Annotated in this window: 15 protein-coding genes; 8 read left to right on the top strand and 7 right to left on the bottom strand. The window is 46.5% G+C overall.

Going from position 1 to position 16304, the window contains the following annotated elements:
- Window positions 1-11 precede the first annotated feature (11 nt).
- Window positions 12-992: an acetyl-CoA carboxylase carboxyl transferase subunit alpha gene (gene accA / locus AACV78_RS01720; RefSeq protein ID WP_194008685.1), complete on the bottom strand. Its 981-nt coding sequence runs from the start codon at window positions 990-992 to the stop codon at window positions 12-14.
- Window positions 993-1252: 260 nt separating this feature from the next.
- Between accA and AACV78_RS01725 the strand changes: the two genes are divergently transcribed.
- Window positions 1253-1480 carry a hypothetical protein gene (locus AACV78_RS01725; protein ID WP_228042038.1) on the top strand — a complete coding sequence of 76 codons (228 nt, stop codon included), beginning with the start codon at window positions 1253-1255 and terminating at the stop codon, window positions 1478-1480.
- A gap of 43 nt (window positions 1481-1523) precedes the next feature.
- Window positions 1524-1670, top strand: a complete 147-nt coding sequence (locus tag AACV78_RS01730) for a hypothetical protein (protein ID WP_228042039.1) — start codon at window positions 1524-1526, stop codon at window positions 1668-1670.
- Between the two features lie 159 nt (window positions 1671-1829).
- Here AACV78_RS01730 and AACV78_RS01735 read toward each other — a convergent pair whose 3' ends face one another.
- Complete coding sequence (locus AACV78_RS01735) at window positions 1830-2852, bottom strand: long-chain acyl-[acyl-carrier-protein] reductase (RefSeq protein WP_194008684.1); 1023 nt, start codon at window positions 2850-2852, stop codon at window positions 1830-1832.
- A gap of 102 nt (window positions 2853-2954) precedes the next feature.
- Between AACV78_RS01735 and AACV78_RS01740 the strand changes: the two genes are divergently transcribed.
- Window positions 2955-3101, top strand: coding sequence for a hypothetical protein (locus AACV78_RS01740; RefSeq protein WP_194008683.1), 147 nt, complete (start codon window positions 2955-2957; stop codon window positions 3099-3101).
- Here AACV78_RS01740 and AACV78_RS01745 read toward each other — a convergent pair whose 3' ends face one another.
- Window positions 3102-3794 carry an aldehyde oxygenase (deformylating) gene (locus tag AACV78_RS01745; protein ID WP_194008682.1) on the bottom strand — a complete coding sequence of 231 codons (693 nt, stop codon included), beginning with the start codon at window positions 3792-3794 and terminating at the stop codon, window positions 3102-3104. It lies immediately after the preceding gene.
- 179 nt (window positions 3795-3973) lie between these two features.
- Between AACV78_RS01745 and AACV78_RS01750 the strand changes: the two genes are divergently transcribed.
- The gene (locus AACV78_RS01750) at window positions 3974-4792 is read left to right on the top strand and encodes a carbohydrate ABC transporter permease (protein WP_194008681.1); all 819 of its coding nucleotides are present in this window, start codon (window positions 3974-3976) and stop codon (window positions 4790-4792) included.
- A gap of 122 nt (window positions 4793-4914) precedes the next feature.
- On the top strand, window positions 4915-5163 hold the full coding sequence (locus AACV78_RS01755) for a transporter suffix domain-containing protein (RefSeq protein WP_194008680.1): 249 nt from the start codon (window positions 4915-4917) through the stop codon (window positions 5161-5163).
- Between the two features lie 201 nt (window positions 5164-5364).
- On the opposite strand, the gene AACV78_RS01760 is transcribed toward AACV78_RS01755, so the two are convergent.
- The 4 genes from AACV78_RS01760 to AACV78_RS01775 form a co-directional block, all read right to left on the bottom strand.
- Window positions 5365-6393, bottom strand: a complete 1029-nt coding sequence (locus AACV78_RS01760) for a hypothetical protein (RefSeq protein WP_194008679.1) — start codon at window positions 6391-6393, stop codon at window positions 5365-5367.
- Window positions 6394-6765: 372 nt separating this feature from the next.
- Entirely contained in the window at window positions 6766-9969 is a 3204-nt protein-coding gene (locus AACV78_RS01765; protein ID WP_194008678.1) for an efflux RND transporter permease subunit, read from the bottom strand.
- 408 nt (window positions 9970-10377) lie between these two features.
- The gene (locus AACV78_RS01770) at window positions 10378-12177 is read right to left on the bottom strand and encodes an efflux RND transporter periplasmic adaptor subunit (protein ID WP_194008677.1); all 1800 of its coding nucleotides are present in this window, start codon (window positions 12175-12177) and stop codon (window positions 10378-10380) included.
- A 38-nt stretch (window positions 12178-12215) separates the two neighbouring features.
- Window positions 12216-12827 carry a PadR family transcriptional regulator gene (locus AACV78_RS01775; RefSeq protein ID WP_194008676.1) on the bottom strand — a complete coding sequence of 204 codons (612 nt, stop codon included), beginning with the start codon at window positions 12825-12827 and terminating at the stop codon, window positions 12216-12218.
- 497 nt (window positions 12828-13324) lie between these two features.
- Here AACV78_RS01775 and AACV78_RS01780 point away from each other — a divergent pair, with 497 nt between their 5' ends.
- From AACV78_RS01780 to AACV78_RS01790, 3 genes are all read left to right on the top strand, one after another.
- On the top strand, window positions 13325-14119 hold the full coding sequence (locus AACV78_RS01780; protein ID WP_339383426.1) for an ABC transporter permease: 795 nt from the start codon (window positions 13325-13327) through the stop codon (window positions 14117-14119).
- A 245-nt stretch (window positions 14120-14364) separates the two neighbouring features.
- Window positions 14365-15228, top strand: a complete 864-nt coding sequence (locus tag AACV78_RS01785; protein WP_194008675.1) for an aldo/keto reductase — start codon at window positions 14365-14367, stop codon at window positions 15226-15228.
- A gap of 161 nt (window positions 15229-15389) precedes the next feature.
- Window positions 15390-16067, top strand: coding sequence for a GIY-YIG nuclease family protein (locus AACV78_RS01790; RefSeq protein ID WP_194008674.1), 678 nt, complete (start codon window positions 15390-15392; stop codon window positions 16065-16067).
- Window positions 16068-16304: the final 237 nt, after the last annotated feature.

Genomic DNA, 16304 nt, shown 5'->3' on the forward strand with positions numbered 1-16304 from the left:
AATTGATCGGCTCAAGCAGCAATTTCATTGAATACACCGATATTACGAAACTTTTGATACCTGAGATCCCGCCGCTGCTTGCCAGTAAGCTGTGTCAGTTCTGCTAAGTTTTCCAACAAAGCTTGTTTGAGCGCTGACGCAGCTTTTAGGGGATTCGAGTGAGCGCCACCAATCGGTTCGGGTACTATCTGATCGAGAACGCCGAGGTTTTTTAAGTCCCAGGAAGTGATTTTTAGGGCTTCTGCTGCTAAGTTGGCTTTGCCAGAGTCTTTCCAGAGGATGGCGGCGCAAGCTTCCGGGGTGGCGACGGTATAAACAGAATGTTCCATCATCAACAGTCGCTCGCCAACACCGATACCTAATGCACCGCCGGAACCTCCTTCGCCGATGACCGTACATATAATCGGAACGTCGAGGCGAAACATTTCTCGGAGGTTGCAGGCGATCGCCTCTCCTTGTCCTAGCTGTTCGGCTTCTAAGCCCGCCCAAGCTCCGGGAGTGTCGATAAAGGTGAAAATTGGCATGGAGAAGCGATCGGCGTGTTCCATCAACCGCAAGGCTTTGCGGTAGCCCCCCGGCGCTGCCATCCCGAAGTTGCGGGCGATATTGTCTTTGGTGTCGCGCCCTTTTTGATGGCCGATGATGACTGTAGGACGCCCGTCTATACGGGCAATTCCGCCGACTAGGGCCGGGTCGTCTCCGCCGCGGCGATCGCCGTGCAGCTCGATCCACTCGTCGCTAATTGCCTGAATGTAATCGAGGGTGCTGGGGCGGCGCGGGTGACGGGCCAGTTGCAGCCGCTGCATGGGGGACAAGCTGCTGAAAATTTCTTGCCGCAGTTGGGTGGAACGAGCTTCGAGTTTGCGAATTTCGTCGGTGACATCGACGCTGTTTTCTTCGGCGAGTTGCCTGATCTGGTGAATTCGGGCTTCGAGTTCGGCCAGCGGCTTTTCAAAATCTAGGAGTAGTGGTTTGCGGTCTGAGTTTGGCACGCTGATAATTTCTATAGGGTTTTAAGGTTTAGTCGATCGACTGTTTCCCGATCCTACCCTGTCAGGCGTTGCTGAAAAAGAGTGTTCTTGGGAAGTTTTTAATTTTTAATTATGCTTGGCTCGTTGACAAGAGTTAAAAGCCAGAGGCTCCAGCCTCGTTTTTTGCTACACTGTTTTTGCTAAATCCCTGAGTTTACCGGCGCCACTCCCCACGGGCCTATGCCCGCCACAGCAACAAAAAACTAAATTCTGTTGAAGTGTTGCAAAGTGCAAAAAGCGATACCAGTGCGATCGAACTCACCGCTTCGGAAGCTTTAACAGCTCTGTCTGTATTAGCTGTTGCCGCCGACGGTAAAATCTCAGAAGAAGAAAGACCAACTCTCGCAGCCAATCACATTCGCTTATTTAGATATTACTCTAGCCAACACTTCCAAAAACTTTTTAAGAAAGTCCTGAAGAGGTATTTGCTGCTGCTAAAAAAGCCTTAACTCCTCAGCTTCGAGGAACAGCTTTTGCGCTACAGATTTGGTTTTGGTAGATGGAATTTTCACCGCTCAAGAACAGGATTTTTTGCGTCAACTGTCCGAAGCTTTGGAGATTCCAGACGAACTTAGCAAAAACATTATCGCAGTCATGACTCTCAAAAACTGCGGGGAGAACTTTCGAGGCGACATATAGCAGTTTTGACTTTCGATGAGAGATCGATCGGTCAACACCTCATCTTTCGCTCTAACTGCTATATATCCGTTGTTAATGAACTGTTAGCTGCATCAAAAAAAGTTACTGGTTATTCTCAGAAAAACTTTCCTCAATAACCAATAACCGCAACAAATCACATCAGAATGACATCAAAGGTCGGAAACCGTGTTTAACGGACATCTCGCCAATTTGCTCCATCTTTTCCACTGTAATTTGATTCCGTCCCCAAGAAAAATTGGTATACAATTTTTCAAATTCCAGCAGCATGGATTCGGCAAAACAGGCAAACAACTGTCGGCCCGGCACATCCATATTGACAATCTTCATGATTTTCCACTCAATATCGAGGGAATGCTCCACAATCCCGCCATTGAGCACAAAAACTTCGGGATGCTGAACCTGAGTTGCCAAATTTTTCGGATAGCCACCGTCAATCAACAAACAGGGTTGCTTCAAAGTTGTCGGGTCAATTTCTACTCCCTTTGGCATACTGGCGACCCACACTACAATATCCGCTTGTGGCAGGGCTTCTTCCAACTTCATGATTTTGCCTCGCCCCAATTCCGATTGCAAATCTTGCAAGCGTTCTTTGTCGCGGGCAATTAGCAACAATTCTGCTACATTTGTTTTAACATTGAGCCAGCGACACACCGCACTGCCAATATCACCTGTAGCCCCACAAACCGCTACAGTAGCTTTTGAAAGTTCAATCCCCAATTTTGGGGCAGCTTGTTCTACTTGGCGGCACAGGATGTAAGCCGTGTGGGTGTTACCAGTGGTGAAGCGCTCGAATTCCAACTTGAGATTGCGAATTTGCTTAATTTGCTGCAAGTTGAAAGTCTCAAAAATTATCGAAGAAAATCCGCCTAATGCAGTGATATTAATCCCGTTTTTTTGAGCGTGTGCCATCGCATTAAGAATTTTGCGAGTGGCTGCTTTAATCCGGCGCGTGGCTAGCATTTCCGGCAGAAAACAGGACTCCACATAGCGGCCTTCTATTTTTTGCCCGGTAATGCTAGTGACAGTGATATTGTCAACTATTTGGGGCGGTGCGCTGCACCAAAAATCGAGACCTTGATCGGCATATTCTGGATAGCCCAGCTCGTTAGCTACTGATTGGGCGTGTTCTAAGCTGGTTAAGTGACCGATTAGACCAAACATTAAGTTGTCAAATGAAGGAAGATTGAAGAAGAAGGAAGTTCGGCAGCCGATTGTGTAGCGGATTTAACGGATGTAACGGATAGAATTCCCGATTACCCATCATTGATTACCGATTACCCATCAGTTCTGCCGTCATTAGGAAGAAGGAAGAAGGAAGAAGAAAGAAGAAAAATATCAATTTTTCCATTAAAAATGAGGGATATCATTTTTAATTTTCAAGTTTTTCCCCATTCCTTATTTCCCAATTAACTAGGCTGCGAGGCCTTGTGCTGACATCCGCATGATGTCGCGGTTGTTAAAACCAATGTTGCCTAGGGCTTCGCCGTAGGCAATCATAAAGTCTTCGATTAAAGCGTCTTTTTCCATTCCCAAGACGCGGGCATCGTCTGCGACAGCGTTTAGCAGCTTCCAGATGATGGGCAGGTTTTGACGGTTGGCGGCTTCGAGTTCGGCTTTGGATTCCTCGAAGTGAGCTTGCAGCCAGACTTCCCCAAAGTTGAGGTGGCTGTATTCTTCTTTGACGACGCCTTCGGTGATTTTGCGTGCAAAGTCATCGGCGACGGGGATGTAGATGTTGTAGGCTGCGATCGCAAAACACTCGATAATTAGCGATTGAATCAGCAAGCAAGTTACAATCTGACCCTCAGCCGCGGCTGTTTGGAAGTTTCTGTGCAAATCAGAAAAGAATTGCTTGGCAAATGCCATATCGGGCGTAACCTTGAGATTGCGACCGCAAGCTTGGAAGCCTTTCATGTGGCGGTTTTCCATCTTGGACAAGCCAATTAATTCGCTTTTTTTGTCAGCCAACAGTTCGGCCAGTGTCAGGTAATTGTCGTGAGCTTCTTGTTCGCCTTCAATCACAATGGCGTTGATACGGCTGTAAGCGTCTTTGTAAGTTTCGGTTTGAAAGTCTATTGTTGGGCTGGCCTCAAGCTGTGGCATGGATACGTTTTCTCCTTATATAACCTTGTAGGATGTTTGGAAACCCCTTAAAATTTTGGGGTCACGTGCACTACACTTTACCTATTTTCGACTAAAAATTTACGATTGTGTGGGAATCTGGGAGGCGATCTGGTTTGAGAGCCTCACAAGCTTATTATTTTAGGTTAATTCACAAGTTTATGGGTAAATCGTTGGGCTGGTCTCAAGCGCTGAAAGTGCTGAGCTTTATTTTTTTGTTGGCGGGGGCTGCGCTGGTGCTGCTGCCGCTGGCTGCGGTTTTTTTGGTTTCGCTGTCACCATCTGGTGTCGGTGTCAAGGCCACAGGCTTGACTTTGGCGAACTATCAGGAGGCTTGGCGCAGGGGGAATTTTTTGTTGGCATTTGTTAATTCTACTCTAGTGGCGATCGCAGTTACCGCTTTTCAGGTAGTGACTTCTGCTTTGGCGGGTTATGCTTTGGCCCGGCTGAAGTTTCGGGGGCGGCAGGCTCTAGTTTTGGTGGTTTTGGCAACGCTGGTGATTCCGTTTCAGCTTTTGGTAATTCCCATTTTCATGGTTTTGAAGTGGGGCCACCTGCTGAATACTTACGGGGCGCTGATTTTGCCGACGGCGGCTAACGGTTTCGGGATTTTTCTGCTGCGCCAGTATTTTATGACAATTCCGGTGGAATTGGAAGAAGCGGCAATGCTGGATGGGGCTAACCGCTGGCAGGTGTTGTGGCGGGTGATGTTACCTTTGGCCCGCCCTGCTTTGGTGACGCTGTTTTTGTTTACGTTTATCGGGGAGTGGAACGATTTGTTTAAGCCGTTGGTGTTTACGACGCGGCCAGAATTGCGGACTGTGCAGTTGGTTTTAGCGGAGTTTCAGGAACAGTTTACTAGCAGTTGGCAGTTGTTGATGGCGGCGGTAGTAATTGGGACTGTGCCGGTGGTGTTGCTATTTTTGACCGGTCAGCGACAGTTTATTCGCGGGATTGCAGCGACGGGAATTAAGAATTGACTTTGGGTTTGGAGCAAAATTAAGTTAGTAGTAAGAACATAAGTCCTCTGTTGGGATTCAAACTCAACAATGACTGAAGTGCTTGCTACCAAAAAATATGTCATTGCGGACAAAGTGAATCTATGCAAAAGCTGGGCTGGTTTTTATTTATTGCATCTTTCCTACCCTGGGTGGCAATCTTGTTTATTGTGCCGTTTATGCCACTGAGCCTCGCCGAAAAAACTACAATTAATATCATTCTAGCTGTTGGGGCAGAAGTTTGCTTTTGGCTGAGCGTGGTAATTTTGGGGAAAGAAGTAGTTACTAAATATCGGCGTTATTTGAGTCCGCGCTATCTTTGGAAAAAAATCAGAAATTTCAAGCGGAAATAAGCATGAATTAACGCAGATTTGGTGGCAGTATTTCAGTTTTTCATTGATAGTGCGAGCATCCCCGCTCGCGAGTGGTACTACAATAAAAAAATGCTTTTTGCAAAACACCAGATGCTCCCGATTTGGTTCGCAGTCAGGACTTTATTCCGCATCAATAAGGAAAAACTGAATTCCTGACTACAAACCTATTTCAACGTTTAGCTATTCGCTGAAAATTTGTAAGCGAATAGAGCGTTCTCCGTCTCCGAAATCCACCTCAATCTTTTCTCCCGAAAGACTGTCCAAGCATCCCAACAGTAAGCGTAAATTGGGTGTGCTTGCTCCTGTGTCTACATACAATCTATCTGCTAAACTCCCTAAACGCTTCCAAATTGTATAGAGTTTGACTACTGTTTGTTCTAGCTGTGCTGCTTGTTTTACTACGTCGGCGGTGGTTCCCAAACAACCGACTCGCAAAGATTCTTCTAAAGCCATTTCCATGTCTAAATGAGACTGGTTGAGAGCTTGTACTTGGGCGGCTGCGTCGAGATATTTTGATAAATTCTTGGCATCGGAAGTTAGCTGTTTTACTGTATCTACGTCGGGATTTTCTGTTATTTCTTTTTGAATTTCGCTTTGGTGAGATGGAGATAGTTTCTCCATTTCTTTGACTAAGGGTGCGAGGTAGCGGGAAGGAAGAGAACCGCTAGATGCTTTTTCTTTGACTTCTTCTGGCAATAATTCTGAGTTCATGGCCATCCATTCGTCGGACAGTTGTTTGACTTCGCGACGGGTAATGCGATCGCCGCTTGCGGCTGCATCTGTTACCATTTGCTGCACTTCGGGAGATGCTTTGGCGGTTTCTATAAAGGCTCTTTTGCTGAAGTTTCTAATCGAATTTGGATCTAAATCTCCTTGCTGGATTAGAGTATCGGCGCTATTAGCTAATTCTATCAAAGAATAGGCTTGACTTTTGCCAATTTCTCGTTCTTTGAGCCAGTTCAAAAAGCCAGTGCCACGTCCTTCGCCGCCTTTTTTTTCTCTGTCTCTAACTGTTCGGAGAATTTGTCCGCGCCAGATGTCGGTTTGCAAGTCGAAGCGATCGCACACTTTCCATGCTGTGTCAACCTGATTCTCAAAGTCGAAGTCGGGTATTTGTTCGTCTTCGGGATCTGGCAATTGAAAGTTGATATCGGTAAAGCCGTTGAGGGCTTCGGCAAGTTCTGAGGGTGTTTGGGGGACTTCAGCCATTAGGAAAAATTTGTGTAGTGCAACAGCCGGTTTGATTTTGAAACTTGCATAGCTTGACAGTTGAGACGCTATATGTAGCGGTAAATTTGTCAGTGTTTACCCTAGTGATAGAGTTTGGGTGCAAGTCATTTTATTATTGCACGGTGGAGGGCGATCGGCGAAAAGATACCTGCAATGACTAATTACCTAACGGCCATTGCGATCGTCCGCGCGAACCAATCTCAATCCGTTACGCTCGCGATGACATTCTATAATTAGGGCTTGCTGAAAAACTCTGAAATCTCCCAAAAGATAAGAGTAACCCAGGGTTTGATCGACCAAGGAATTACTCGCTTTCAGAATCAGGATGAGTAAAAACCCATCCCTCTAAAACTACAATGGCGATACCCGATCGCGTTCCACCTCATCGTGGACAGTCGTTTTTCCATCCACATTGATGTCATCGTCGGGGGGATTTTCCGGGCGAGAGGGCTTCCTAAAGCGATCGCTAGCCGAAGCAATCACCACATACAGCACCGGCACGATAAACAAACTCAAGAAAGTAGAAACAACCATCCCCCCCGCGATCGCATTCCCTAGCGATCGGCGACTCGCCGCCCCCGCACCTTCCGGGTTAATCAGAGGAGTAATACCCAAAATAAAAGACAGAGAAGTCATCAAAATCGGTCGCAAACGCTCCGTGGCCGCCTCAACTGCTGCCTTAGCAATTGGATATCCCCGCTCCCGCAACTGATTAGCAAACTCCACGATTAAAATCGCATTTTTACTAGCCAATCCAATCAACATCACCAAACCAATCTGGCAATAAACATCATTCGCCAAACCCCGCAACGACTGAGCCAAGAGCGCACCTAAAATCGCCAGAGGCACCGACAGCAAAATAATGAAAGGATCGACATAATTCTCATACTGAGCCGCCAAAACCAAGAACACAAAAATTAAGCCCAAACCAAAAATAATTGGAGCTTGACCCCCCGACTCAATTTCTTCTAAAGAAGTGCCAGACCATTCGTAGGCAAAACCTGCTGGTAAAACTTTAGCCGCGACCTTTTCCATCGATTTAATCGCCTGTCCCGAACTCGCGCCCGGAGACGGAGAACCCGTAATTTCAATTGACCTATATAAATTGTAGTGATTAACAGTTTGTGCTCCCACCACCGGAGTTAGCTTCACCAAATTGCTCAAAGAAATCATTTCATTCTTTCCAGAGCGGACGTACAGTTTACCAATATCTTCAGGATTATCGCGAAACTGTTTATCGGCCTGAACGTACACCCGATAATTGCGCTGCTCCAGATTGAAATCGTTCACGTACTGCGAACCCAGAGCCGTTTGTAGCGTACTGAAAATATCATTGAGAGAAATATCCAAAGCCTTAGCTCGATTGCGGTCAACCTCCACAATTAACTGAGGCGTATTCGCAGCAAACGTACTAAATACCGCCTGCAATCCCGGTGTCTGATTTGCCTGCTTCAAAATTCCACCCATCGTCTGAACCATCGCATCCAAACCGCTGTTACCTTTGCGGTCTTGCAATTGAAATTGGAAGCCTCCAAATTGACCTAAACCTTGAATTGCCGGCGGATTCACCGGGAAAATCCTAGCTTCGGGAATCGCCATAAGCTTACCCTGCAAGCTGCCAATAATCGCTTGTACAGTTTGACTTTCTCCGTGACGTTCGCTCCAGGGTTTAAGCGTAGTAAAAATAATACCTTGGTTAGATGTGCTACCGCTAAAACCAAAACCTCCTACTGAAAAAGTCCCTACCACTTCAGGAAGTTTAAGAATTTCTTTTTCAACTTCATCCATCACTTGCCGAGTGTATTGCAGCGAAACACCTTGCGGCCCTTGAATAATTGTTAGAAAATAGCCCTGGTCTTCCTCTGGGATAAATGCTGTCGGTACTGATAGATAAAGCCAAGCTGTGAATCCCAGAGAAGCGATGAATAGAAGAGTGACGATTGTTTTAATTCGAGTGAGAAATATCAAAGATCGCCGGTATTGCCGCTGCGTCCAATCGAGAAATCCATTAACGCGATCGAACACCCAACCAATTGGCCCTCCAAACTTCGGCCCTCGCCGCAGTAATATAGCTGCCAGTGCAGGCGTGAGGGTAATAGCCATGAAGGTAGAAAGAGCAATAGAAAAAGCAATTGTCAGAGCAAATTGTTTGTAGAGTGCTCCCGTAGTTCCGGGAAAAAATGCCACTGGTATAAACACTGCCATCAACACTAAGGAAGTCGCAATTACAGCGCTAAAAAGCTCCCGCATTGACTCGAAAGCTGCTTGGCGGGCATTCATGCCTTGGCGAATCAAACGATCGATATTTTCTACTACAATAATAGCGTCGTCAACCACCAACCCTGTCGCTAATGTTAGACCAAACAGAGATAAGCTGTTAATTGTAAATCCGAAAACTTTGATAAAGGCAAAAGTCCCAATCAAAGAAATCGGAATTGTGATGGTGGGAATAATAGTAGTCCGCCAGTCTTGCAAGAAAACAAAAATTACTATTACCACTAGCAAGATGGCTTCAAATAGTGTCTTCACAACTTCTGACATCGACTCTTGGACAAACAAAGTCGTATCTAGCGCTACTCTATGTATCAAGCCCGGAGGGAAACCTTTAGCTAGTGTTTCCATTTCTGCTTTGACGGCATTGGCAACATTCAAAGCATTGCTTCCTGGCAATTGATAAATTCCCAAGCCTACCGCATCCTTGCCTCTAAATCGCAGAAAAGAGTTGTAATTCTCGGCTCCTAATTCGGCTCTACCAACGTCTTTTAATTTAACAACCGTGCCATTGGCCTCTGTTTTTAAGACAATGTTTTCAAATTCTGCGGGTTCTTGGAGGCGGCTTTTTGCCCGTAAGTCAATTTGATACATTTGCCCCTCTGGAGCTGGTTCTTGGCCAACTCTCCCGGCGCCAACTTGTATGTTTTGTTCGTTAAGTGCCCTGGTGACATCTTGCATTGTCAAACTGCGGGCGGCTAATTTATTGGGGTCTATCCACAGGCGCATTGCATAGCGGCGTTCTCCAAAAATTCGCACGTCGCCAACGCCTTTTACTCGCTTTAGCGCGTCTGCTAAATACAAGTCGGCGTAATTGCTTAAAAATATGGTGTCGTATTCTTTATTTTCTGTAAATAAGCCGATCGCCAGCAAGAGACTGCTAGATTGTTTTGTAACTCTCACTCCCGTGCGCTGTACGGCATCTGGTAGTTGGGGTTGGGCGACTGCAACTCGATTTTGAACATCGACTGCGGCAATATCTTTGTTGCGCGAGGAGTCAAAGGTGGCTGTGATGCTACTGGTGCCGTCGTTACTGCTGCTAGAAGTTAGATATTTTAGTCCTTCAACGCCGTTTATCTGCCTCTCTAGGATGTTTGTAACTGCATTTTCGACAATTTCGGCACTAGCCCCGCTATAGTTGGCTGTGACGGTGATTTGGGTGGGGCTGATGTCGGGGAAGCGTTCGATCGGCAGCGTGGGAATGCTAATTGCGCCTACTAGAACGATCACTAAGGCGCAGACACTGGCAAAGACGGGTCGTTTAATAAAGAAATCTGCAAACATTATTTCTGTAATGGGTAATCGGTAATTGGTAATTGCAATTGGAATTTAGATATTTAAGGATGAAGGTGATTAATTTTATTCATCCTCTATTCAATCCTGTTAATTTGAAAAATACTCTAAATCTTGATTCAAATTTGATACTATTTATAAAAATTATTGATCTCCCAAAAAAGTTTGTTTATTTCCTGATTTTTTGTATAAGCTGCGAATATATTTAATTAGTTGGTAGTGCGGACTTACAGAAGATTTCAGGTTTATGAAGTACAAAAAAGCCGGAGCGGGAGCGGGAGGGCGATCGCGGGGGCATCGCCCCTACAGATAACAATTTTTTTGTAACTCACTTAACTGGAATCTGCTGTAAGTCTGATTAGATGTTGCGTCAGTCAGCGTCTGCACTACGAACCGGGATTAAATTTTTCCTCCTACTGGTGGTTTTTTTCCTTCCGCTTCTGCTGGTTCTTGAATCACGATGGGAGCGCCGTCTGTCAAGTTGAGAATGCCTGCGACAATAACTTTTTCTCCGGCTTGCAAGCCTTCGATAACTTGATAATTATTGCCTTCGATGGTTCCCAGTTTCACGGTTTTTTGTCGCGCTACTAAAGGTGGCATTCCAGGTTTTGACTGTTCTGGCTTTTGAGCTGTGAAGACAAAAGTTTCCCCGCCCAAGCGAGTGACTGCTGTGACTGGAACTAAAATTCCTGGCTTCTGATCCCAGATGACTCTGGCTTTGACAAATTGGAGGTTTAGTAGTTCGCCAGTGGGGTTGGGAAAGGTGGCTTTAGCTAAGATTGTTTGGGAGTTGGCGCTGACGTTGGGGGAGATAAAACTGATTTGACCTTTGGCGATCGCCTTTCCTTGAGTGTCGAGCATTTCTACTGGCAACCCGAGGCGTAATTGTGGCATCCGTTCTAAAGGAATTGATAACCGCAAGTCTAGCAGTTGGTTCTCTGTTAAGATGGCGATCGCATCACCTGTTTTCAAGTAGTCGCCGACTTTGACTGGTATGTCGCCGATGACTCCGGCGAAGGGCGCGATGACAGCAGTTTCTTGGAGTTGTACTTCAAAACCGCGCACTTGAGCGGCGGCTTGGGCCACTTGCGCTTCGGCTCGATCGATCTGTTCTTGGCGGGTGCCGTTGGCTAACTGAGCTAATTTGGCTTTGGCTTGGGCGACTTCTGCTTCGGCTTTGGCTATTTCTTCGGGGCGGGCACCGTTTTGCGATTGCCGCAAAGCTTCCCGCTGCTGTTGCAAGGCTGCTGTGCGCCGATCGATCTCGGCTTCTCGGTTTTTTTGCCGCTGCTGCAACCGCCTTTGAGCTTCTCGGAGATTGGCTTTGGCGGTGCTTTCTTTTTGAATGTATTCCTGGAGGGTGTTGGCGGATGTTGCGCCTTCTTTGGCTAATGCTTGATATCTGACAAGTTGCTGGGCCGCCAGCTTAGCTTCGGCTGTGCTTGCTTCTACTTGGGCTTTTGCTTGGGCGATGTCTTCTAGGAGGCTACCTGTTTGGGCATCGGCCAGGTTGGCTTCGGCTTGGGAGACGAGGGCTTGGGCTTGACCAATTTCTTCGGGCCGACTGCCCGATCGCAGTTGGGCTAGGTTGGCTTGAGCTTGGGCGACTTGGGCTTGGGCTTGGGCGATTTCTTCTGGCCTGGCACCTGCTTGGAGTTCGGCTAAATTCGATTCGGCGGCGCTGAGATTGGCTTGGGATTGTCTTAACTGAGCTTGAGCGCTGTCGCTTTTGATCCGGGCGATGGCTTGTCCTTTTTCGATCGAGTCTCCAGATTTGACAAAGATCTCCGTGACTAGCCCTTCGGTTTGGGGTTTGATTTGTACTGAGCGTTTTGCCTCTAGGCTGCTGACAAATTCGGAGGTATCTTGGATTGAGCTGGTTTCAAGGGCTGCGATTTTGACTGGTATGCCTTTGGGTTTACCTGCTGCTGCTTGTTGCGGCGGGCGACTGTGACTCGACTGCCACAGGTACCAGCCGCCGCCACCTGTGACGATCGCGATGGCGGCGATTAGCAGCCAGCGCGATCGCGGTTTGGCTGGACGCTGGCGATCGGCAACGGCGGGAAAATCTTCGGGTTGATAGTTGTCTGCATCGGTTAGATGAAGTTCTGGTGTACCAGTTTTTGGGTTTTCAACTTCAACGGCGGATTCTAGAGATTTAGATTCAACGACGGATTCTGGGGATTTAGAATAACTCATGGAGCACCATTTAGATTTTTTTTTAACATTTGACTTACTTAGACTTTGGCGGAATCTTTGCTCCCTAGCGTCCCTCTCAAGCGGGATGGAATCTCCCAAGTGTTTTTTTGATGGGGTTGGAGAATCGCGCGATCGCTTTTCTCCTTAGCTAGTTGCTCGGTTAACCACTGTATTTCTAAGGCCAGCACTGAGTTGCAGCGATCGCCAGAGGCGAGTTGATACTCGTCGGTGAGTGGATATTCGCTTTTGAGACTTTCGATGTAGTCTTGGCGGATGTAACAGACTCGCAAGCGGTGTTCCAACAATTTCAGGCGTTCTGCAGGTTCTAAGTCGCCAAAAAAGAAAAATTTGATTTGGAAACGGGAACCACTATTTACCCAACTTTCTTGAGGGTGATCGACCATTTTTTTTCGCCAGAGTTCGCGCCCTTTGTCTGTAATGGCGTAAATTTTGCGCGGACAGCCCGCATCTCCGGCTTCTTCGGCAATTGTCGCAATCTGGCCTCGCTGTTCCAAACGCTTGAGCAGCGGGTAAATCGCTCCGTAGTTAACGCTGATGCAACTGCTCATGAACAGCTCTAGTTTTTGCTTTAGCCGATAGCCGTGCAACGGTTCCCGCTGTAGCAGACCAAGGGCTGATAATTCAAGCATTTATATCAAGTTGATATTATATTTTGGATTATACAACTATAGCTGACTCAAGGGCGATCGGGTCAATAGTTAGTTTGATAGAAATTTTAATGTGTAGTACACATTTTATAAAATTTGTCAACACTCTAAAGACAGATTAGACATACCAAACAAATAAACTGAAGAACAAGCTGGAAAAGCCTGTTGCAAAGCGAGGGGAGATGTCTAAATATATCAAAATAACAACTGCGCTGAACGTCGCGATCGTCTATTTGTACAATCAATTGCACTTTCCGACGAATCGGCACGCTCATCACCAGCCTCCATCTTGTTTTGCATCTTGTTTTGCATCTTGTTTTGATGCAGGATTTACTCGTTACCAGGCTCTGCGAAAGTAACGCAGATCAGTCGGCTCTGCCTCCATCTTGTTTTGAGTAGGAACACGGCACTGCCGTCTCCCTACAGAAAATCATTTAGGATTGCTATAGGAGAGAATTTAAGTATTTGAAGGACAAAAAATGGCGACAAACATGGGACGATATTTGCAGGTACTGAAATTGTTCTGGGCTGCGGCGATCTCCGCGGAGCTCGAATACCGGATCAACTTTGTCCTGGCAGCCCTTAGCAGCCTCGGAAACCTTGCTGGCAGTTGGTTCGGACTGTTTTTGTTCTACCGTACTGGCTACAGTTTTTCGGGCTATTCATGGGAAGAAGCTTTGGTTGTACTCGGCATTTTTACGGTTTTGCAAGGGTTTTCGTCAACCTTTCTCGCCCCTAACCTCAACCGTATTGTCGATCGAGTGCAGCAAGGTACTCTCGATTTCGTACTCCTCAAACCCATCAATTCGCAATTTTGGCTGTCTGCAAACACAGTCTCTCCTTGGGGAGTCCCCGATTTAATCTTCGGCGCGCTATTATTGCTATATGCTACTAACAAATTGGAAGTAGCAATCGGCAACTATTTTTTAACAGCAATACCGCTGTTATTCGGAGCTATTAGTCTTTACAGTATCTGGTTTGTGTTAGGTGCAACTAGCATTTGGTTTGTCAAAATTTACAACGTTACCTCGGTGCTCAAAGGATTGTTAGAAGCGGGTAGATTTCCAATGGCAGCTTATCCCGCAGCTTATCGATTTTTCTTCACTTTTATAGTTCCGGTTGCTTTCTTGACGACTGTGCCGGCAGAAACCATGCTGGGCAGAGGTGAAATTGTTTGGATCGCAGGGGCGGGAATTTTGGCGATCGGGCTGTTGTTGTTTTCGTGCTACTTCTGGAAATTTGCACTCCGCTTTTACACCAGCGCTTCGAGTTAGGTAAGTAGGTAAGCTGCTGCGGGGCTAGAAATCTTCTGTTATGTTTGAGGGGGAGAGGGAGAGAAAATTTGACCGAGGAAAAGAGCAAATTAAAATATGCAGCGAACATATACAGTTTAAATACAGTACAGCCGACGGAGAAAATATTTGTGTCCTATCTACTTATATTCTAAAAAAAACAGTAAAATTTCAAAATATGCTTGAAATCTCAACTCTCAATCAACCACGCAAACGAGGGCCAACAAATGAAAAGAAAAAAACTGGGCAACAGTAATTTTAACATCAGCGCGATCGGTCTGGGAGGTATGCCGTTGTCGTTAAGCGGCAGGCCACCAGAATCGCAAGCAATTGCGGTAATTCACCGCGCCCTCGATTTGGGTATCACCCTGATTGACACTGCTGATTCCTATTGCGAAGATCAATCGGACAAACACCACAACGAGCACCTGATTGCCAAAGCTTTGCAAGAGTACACCGGAGATATTCGGCCGGTTACTGTGGCCACGAAAGGCGGCTTAATGCGACCTCAAGGTGCCTGGACGCGCAACGGGAATCCCCACCATTTGCGTAAGACAATTCGCGAAAGTTTTGAAGCTTTGGGCGGCAATCACCCGATCGACCTTTGGCAGTATCACTCACCCGATCCAGCCTATACAATCGAAGCAGCCCTAGCACCCGCAAAGGAAGCAGTAGAAGCAGGAATGATTCGATTTATCGGAGTTTCCAACTTTTCTGTAGAGCAGATCAAACGCGCCCGGGATGTAGTAGAAATTGTCTCGGTGCAGAATCAGTACAATCCGTGGCACAGACAGCCGGAATCTGACGGCGTACTGGAATATTGCGAAGCCGAAAACCTGACATTTTTCCCCTGGAGTCCTTTGGGGGGAAGCCGCCGCGTCACCAGCTTGCAAGATATGCCTGCGATCGCCTCTTTAGCAGCCGAAAAAAATGTTTCAGTGTACTGTATAGTATTAGCTTGGTTGATGGCACAATCGCCCTGCGTCGTTCCGATTCCTGCTGCGACAAAATTATCGAGCATTGAGGACTCCGTAAAGGCGATCGAAGTTAAATTAACTGACGAAGAATTGCAACAAATTGCAGTAAGTTAAATAAGTAAGCTGTTGGGCATTTAAATTGCATATTCTGGACGCTGCTAAAAGCGCACCCAGAATATTTGTTGATTTGTTTAAATTATATTTAAATGTCGCAACAGCTTATAAATCCAGAGATTTAATTAGTAAAATTGCCACTTTTTGAGGAATTGCGTTTTATGGAATCTAATCAAGTGAATGCCGATCGAGACGTAGCAATTGAACATCAAAACGTACCTGTCGCCCATGAAGGACTGCACAACTTTTTATACAGTTCCGACTCAGAACACAGCGCAGCGGCCGCTGTTTCTGAAGTAGAAAATGACGGCACGCAAGTAATGTCGATCGATACCTGGCGAAACCTAGCAACTAACGCAAAAGTCGCCGGAGTTTACGCTGTCACGGACAGTGCGCGCAACACTCAGTATATCGGTTATTCGCGAAATATCCTGCTTTCAATCAACGGTCACATCGCGCAAAACGGCGCAGAAAATTGTGCTTTTGTGCGCGTCCAAACTTTCAAATTCCCCAAACGGGAAGAAATGGAAAGTTTGCGGGATGCTTGGATCGCAGAACTAGGCACTATTCCGCCGGGAAACGGCGCAGAGAGCGAAATGTGGGCGAGTACGGTAGGTCAAGCAGCGCGCGCTGCTATGTCTGCTGAGGAACAAACAGCTTATGAAGAAAAGAAGCTAAAATTACGCAAAGCAATGGCAGATTCTACTCTTACCAAAGAGTTAGAAACAGCAGCCAAGATTGACGGCGAACGACACGAACATCTGGAAGCTGCAGTTAACAATGATGATTGGAGTGCGGTGATTCAATCGCAAACCCAGGAAACAAAGTCCGGCGAATAAAATTCGCTGCTAGATCAACTTTTGTTTGTCGTAAGTACGCGCTCTAATTTCTCTTGTTGCGTGGCGAGAAACCGGGTTTCTGCGATAAGTTTGGATTTAGTACGAAAGATATAGAAAGAAACCCGGTTTCTGGGATTAGGGTGCGCTCTAATTTCTCTCGTTGCGTGGCGAGAAACCGGGTTTCTGCGACAATTTTCGGTTTAGTACGAGAGATATAGAAAGAAACCCGGTTTCTGG

It is taken from the genome of Tychonema sp. LEGE 07196, assembly GCF_963890365.1.
Taxonomy (GTDB): Bacteria; Cyanobacteriota; Cyanobacteriia; order Cyanobacteriales; family Microcoleaceae; genus Microcoleus.

Bases quoted from the DNA above. Each gene is read 5' to 3' on its own strand.
- AACV78_RS01735 (WP_194008684.1), bottom strand. From the start codon at position 2,852: ATGTTTGGTCTAATCGGTCACTTAACCAGCTTAGAACACGCCCAATCA.
- AACV78_RS01745 (WP_194008682.1), bottom strand. From the start codon at position 3,794: ATGCCACAGCTTGAGGCCAGCCCAACAATAGACTTTCAAACCGAAACT.
- AACV78_RS01750 (WP_194008681.1), top strand. From the start codon at position 3,974: ATGGGTAAATCGTTGGGCTGGTCTCAAGCGCTGAAAGTGCTGAGCTTT.
- AACV78_RS01755 (WP_194008680.1), top strand. From the start codon at position 4,915: ATGCAAAAGCTGGGCTGGTTTTTATTTATTGCATCTTTCCTACCCTGG.
- AACV78_RS01760 (WP_194008679.1), bottom strand. From the start codon at position 6,393: ATGGCTGAAGTCCCCCAAACACCCTCAGAACTTGCCGAAGCCCTCAAC.
- AACV78_RS01765 (WP_194008678.1), bottom strand. From the start codon at position 9,969: ATGTTTGCAGATTTCTTTATTAAACGACCCGTCTTTGCCAGTGTCTGC.
- AACV78_RS01770 (WP_194008677.1), bottom strand. From the start codon at position 12,177: ATGAGTTATTCTAAATCCCCAGAATCCGTCGTTGAATCTAAATCTCTA.
- AACV78_RS01775 (WP_194008676.1), bottom strand. From the start codon at position 12,827: ATGCTTGAATTATCAGCCCTTGGTCTGCTACAGCGGGAACCGTTGCAC.
- AACV78_RS01780 (WP_339383426.1), top strand. From the start codon at position 13,325: ATGGCGACAAACATGGGACGATATTTGCAGGTACTGAAATTGTTCTGG.
- AACV78_RS01785 (WP_194008675.1), top strand. From the start codon at position 14,365: ATGAAAAGAAAAAAACTGGGCAACAGTAATTTTAACATCAGCGCGATC.
- AACV78_RS01790 (WP_194008674.1), top strand. From the start codon at position 15,390: ATGGAATCTAATCAAGTGAATGCCGATCGAGACGTAGCAATTGAACAT.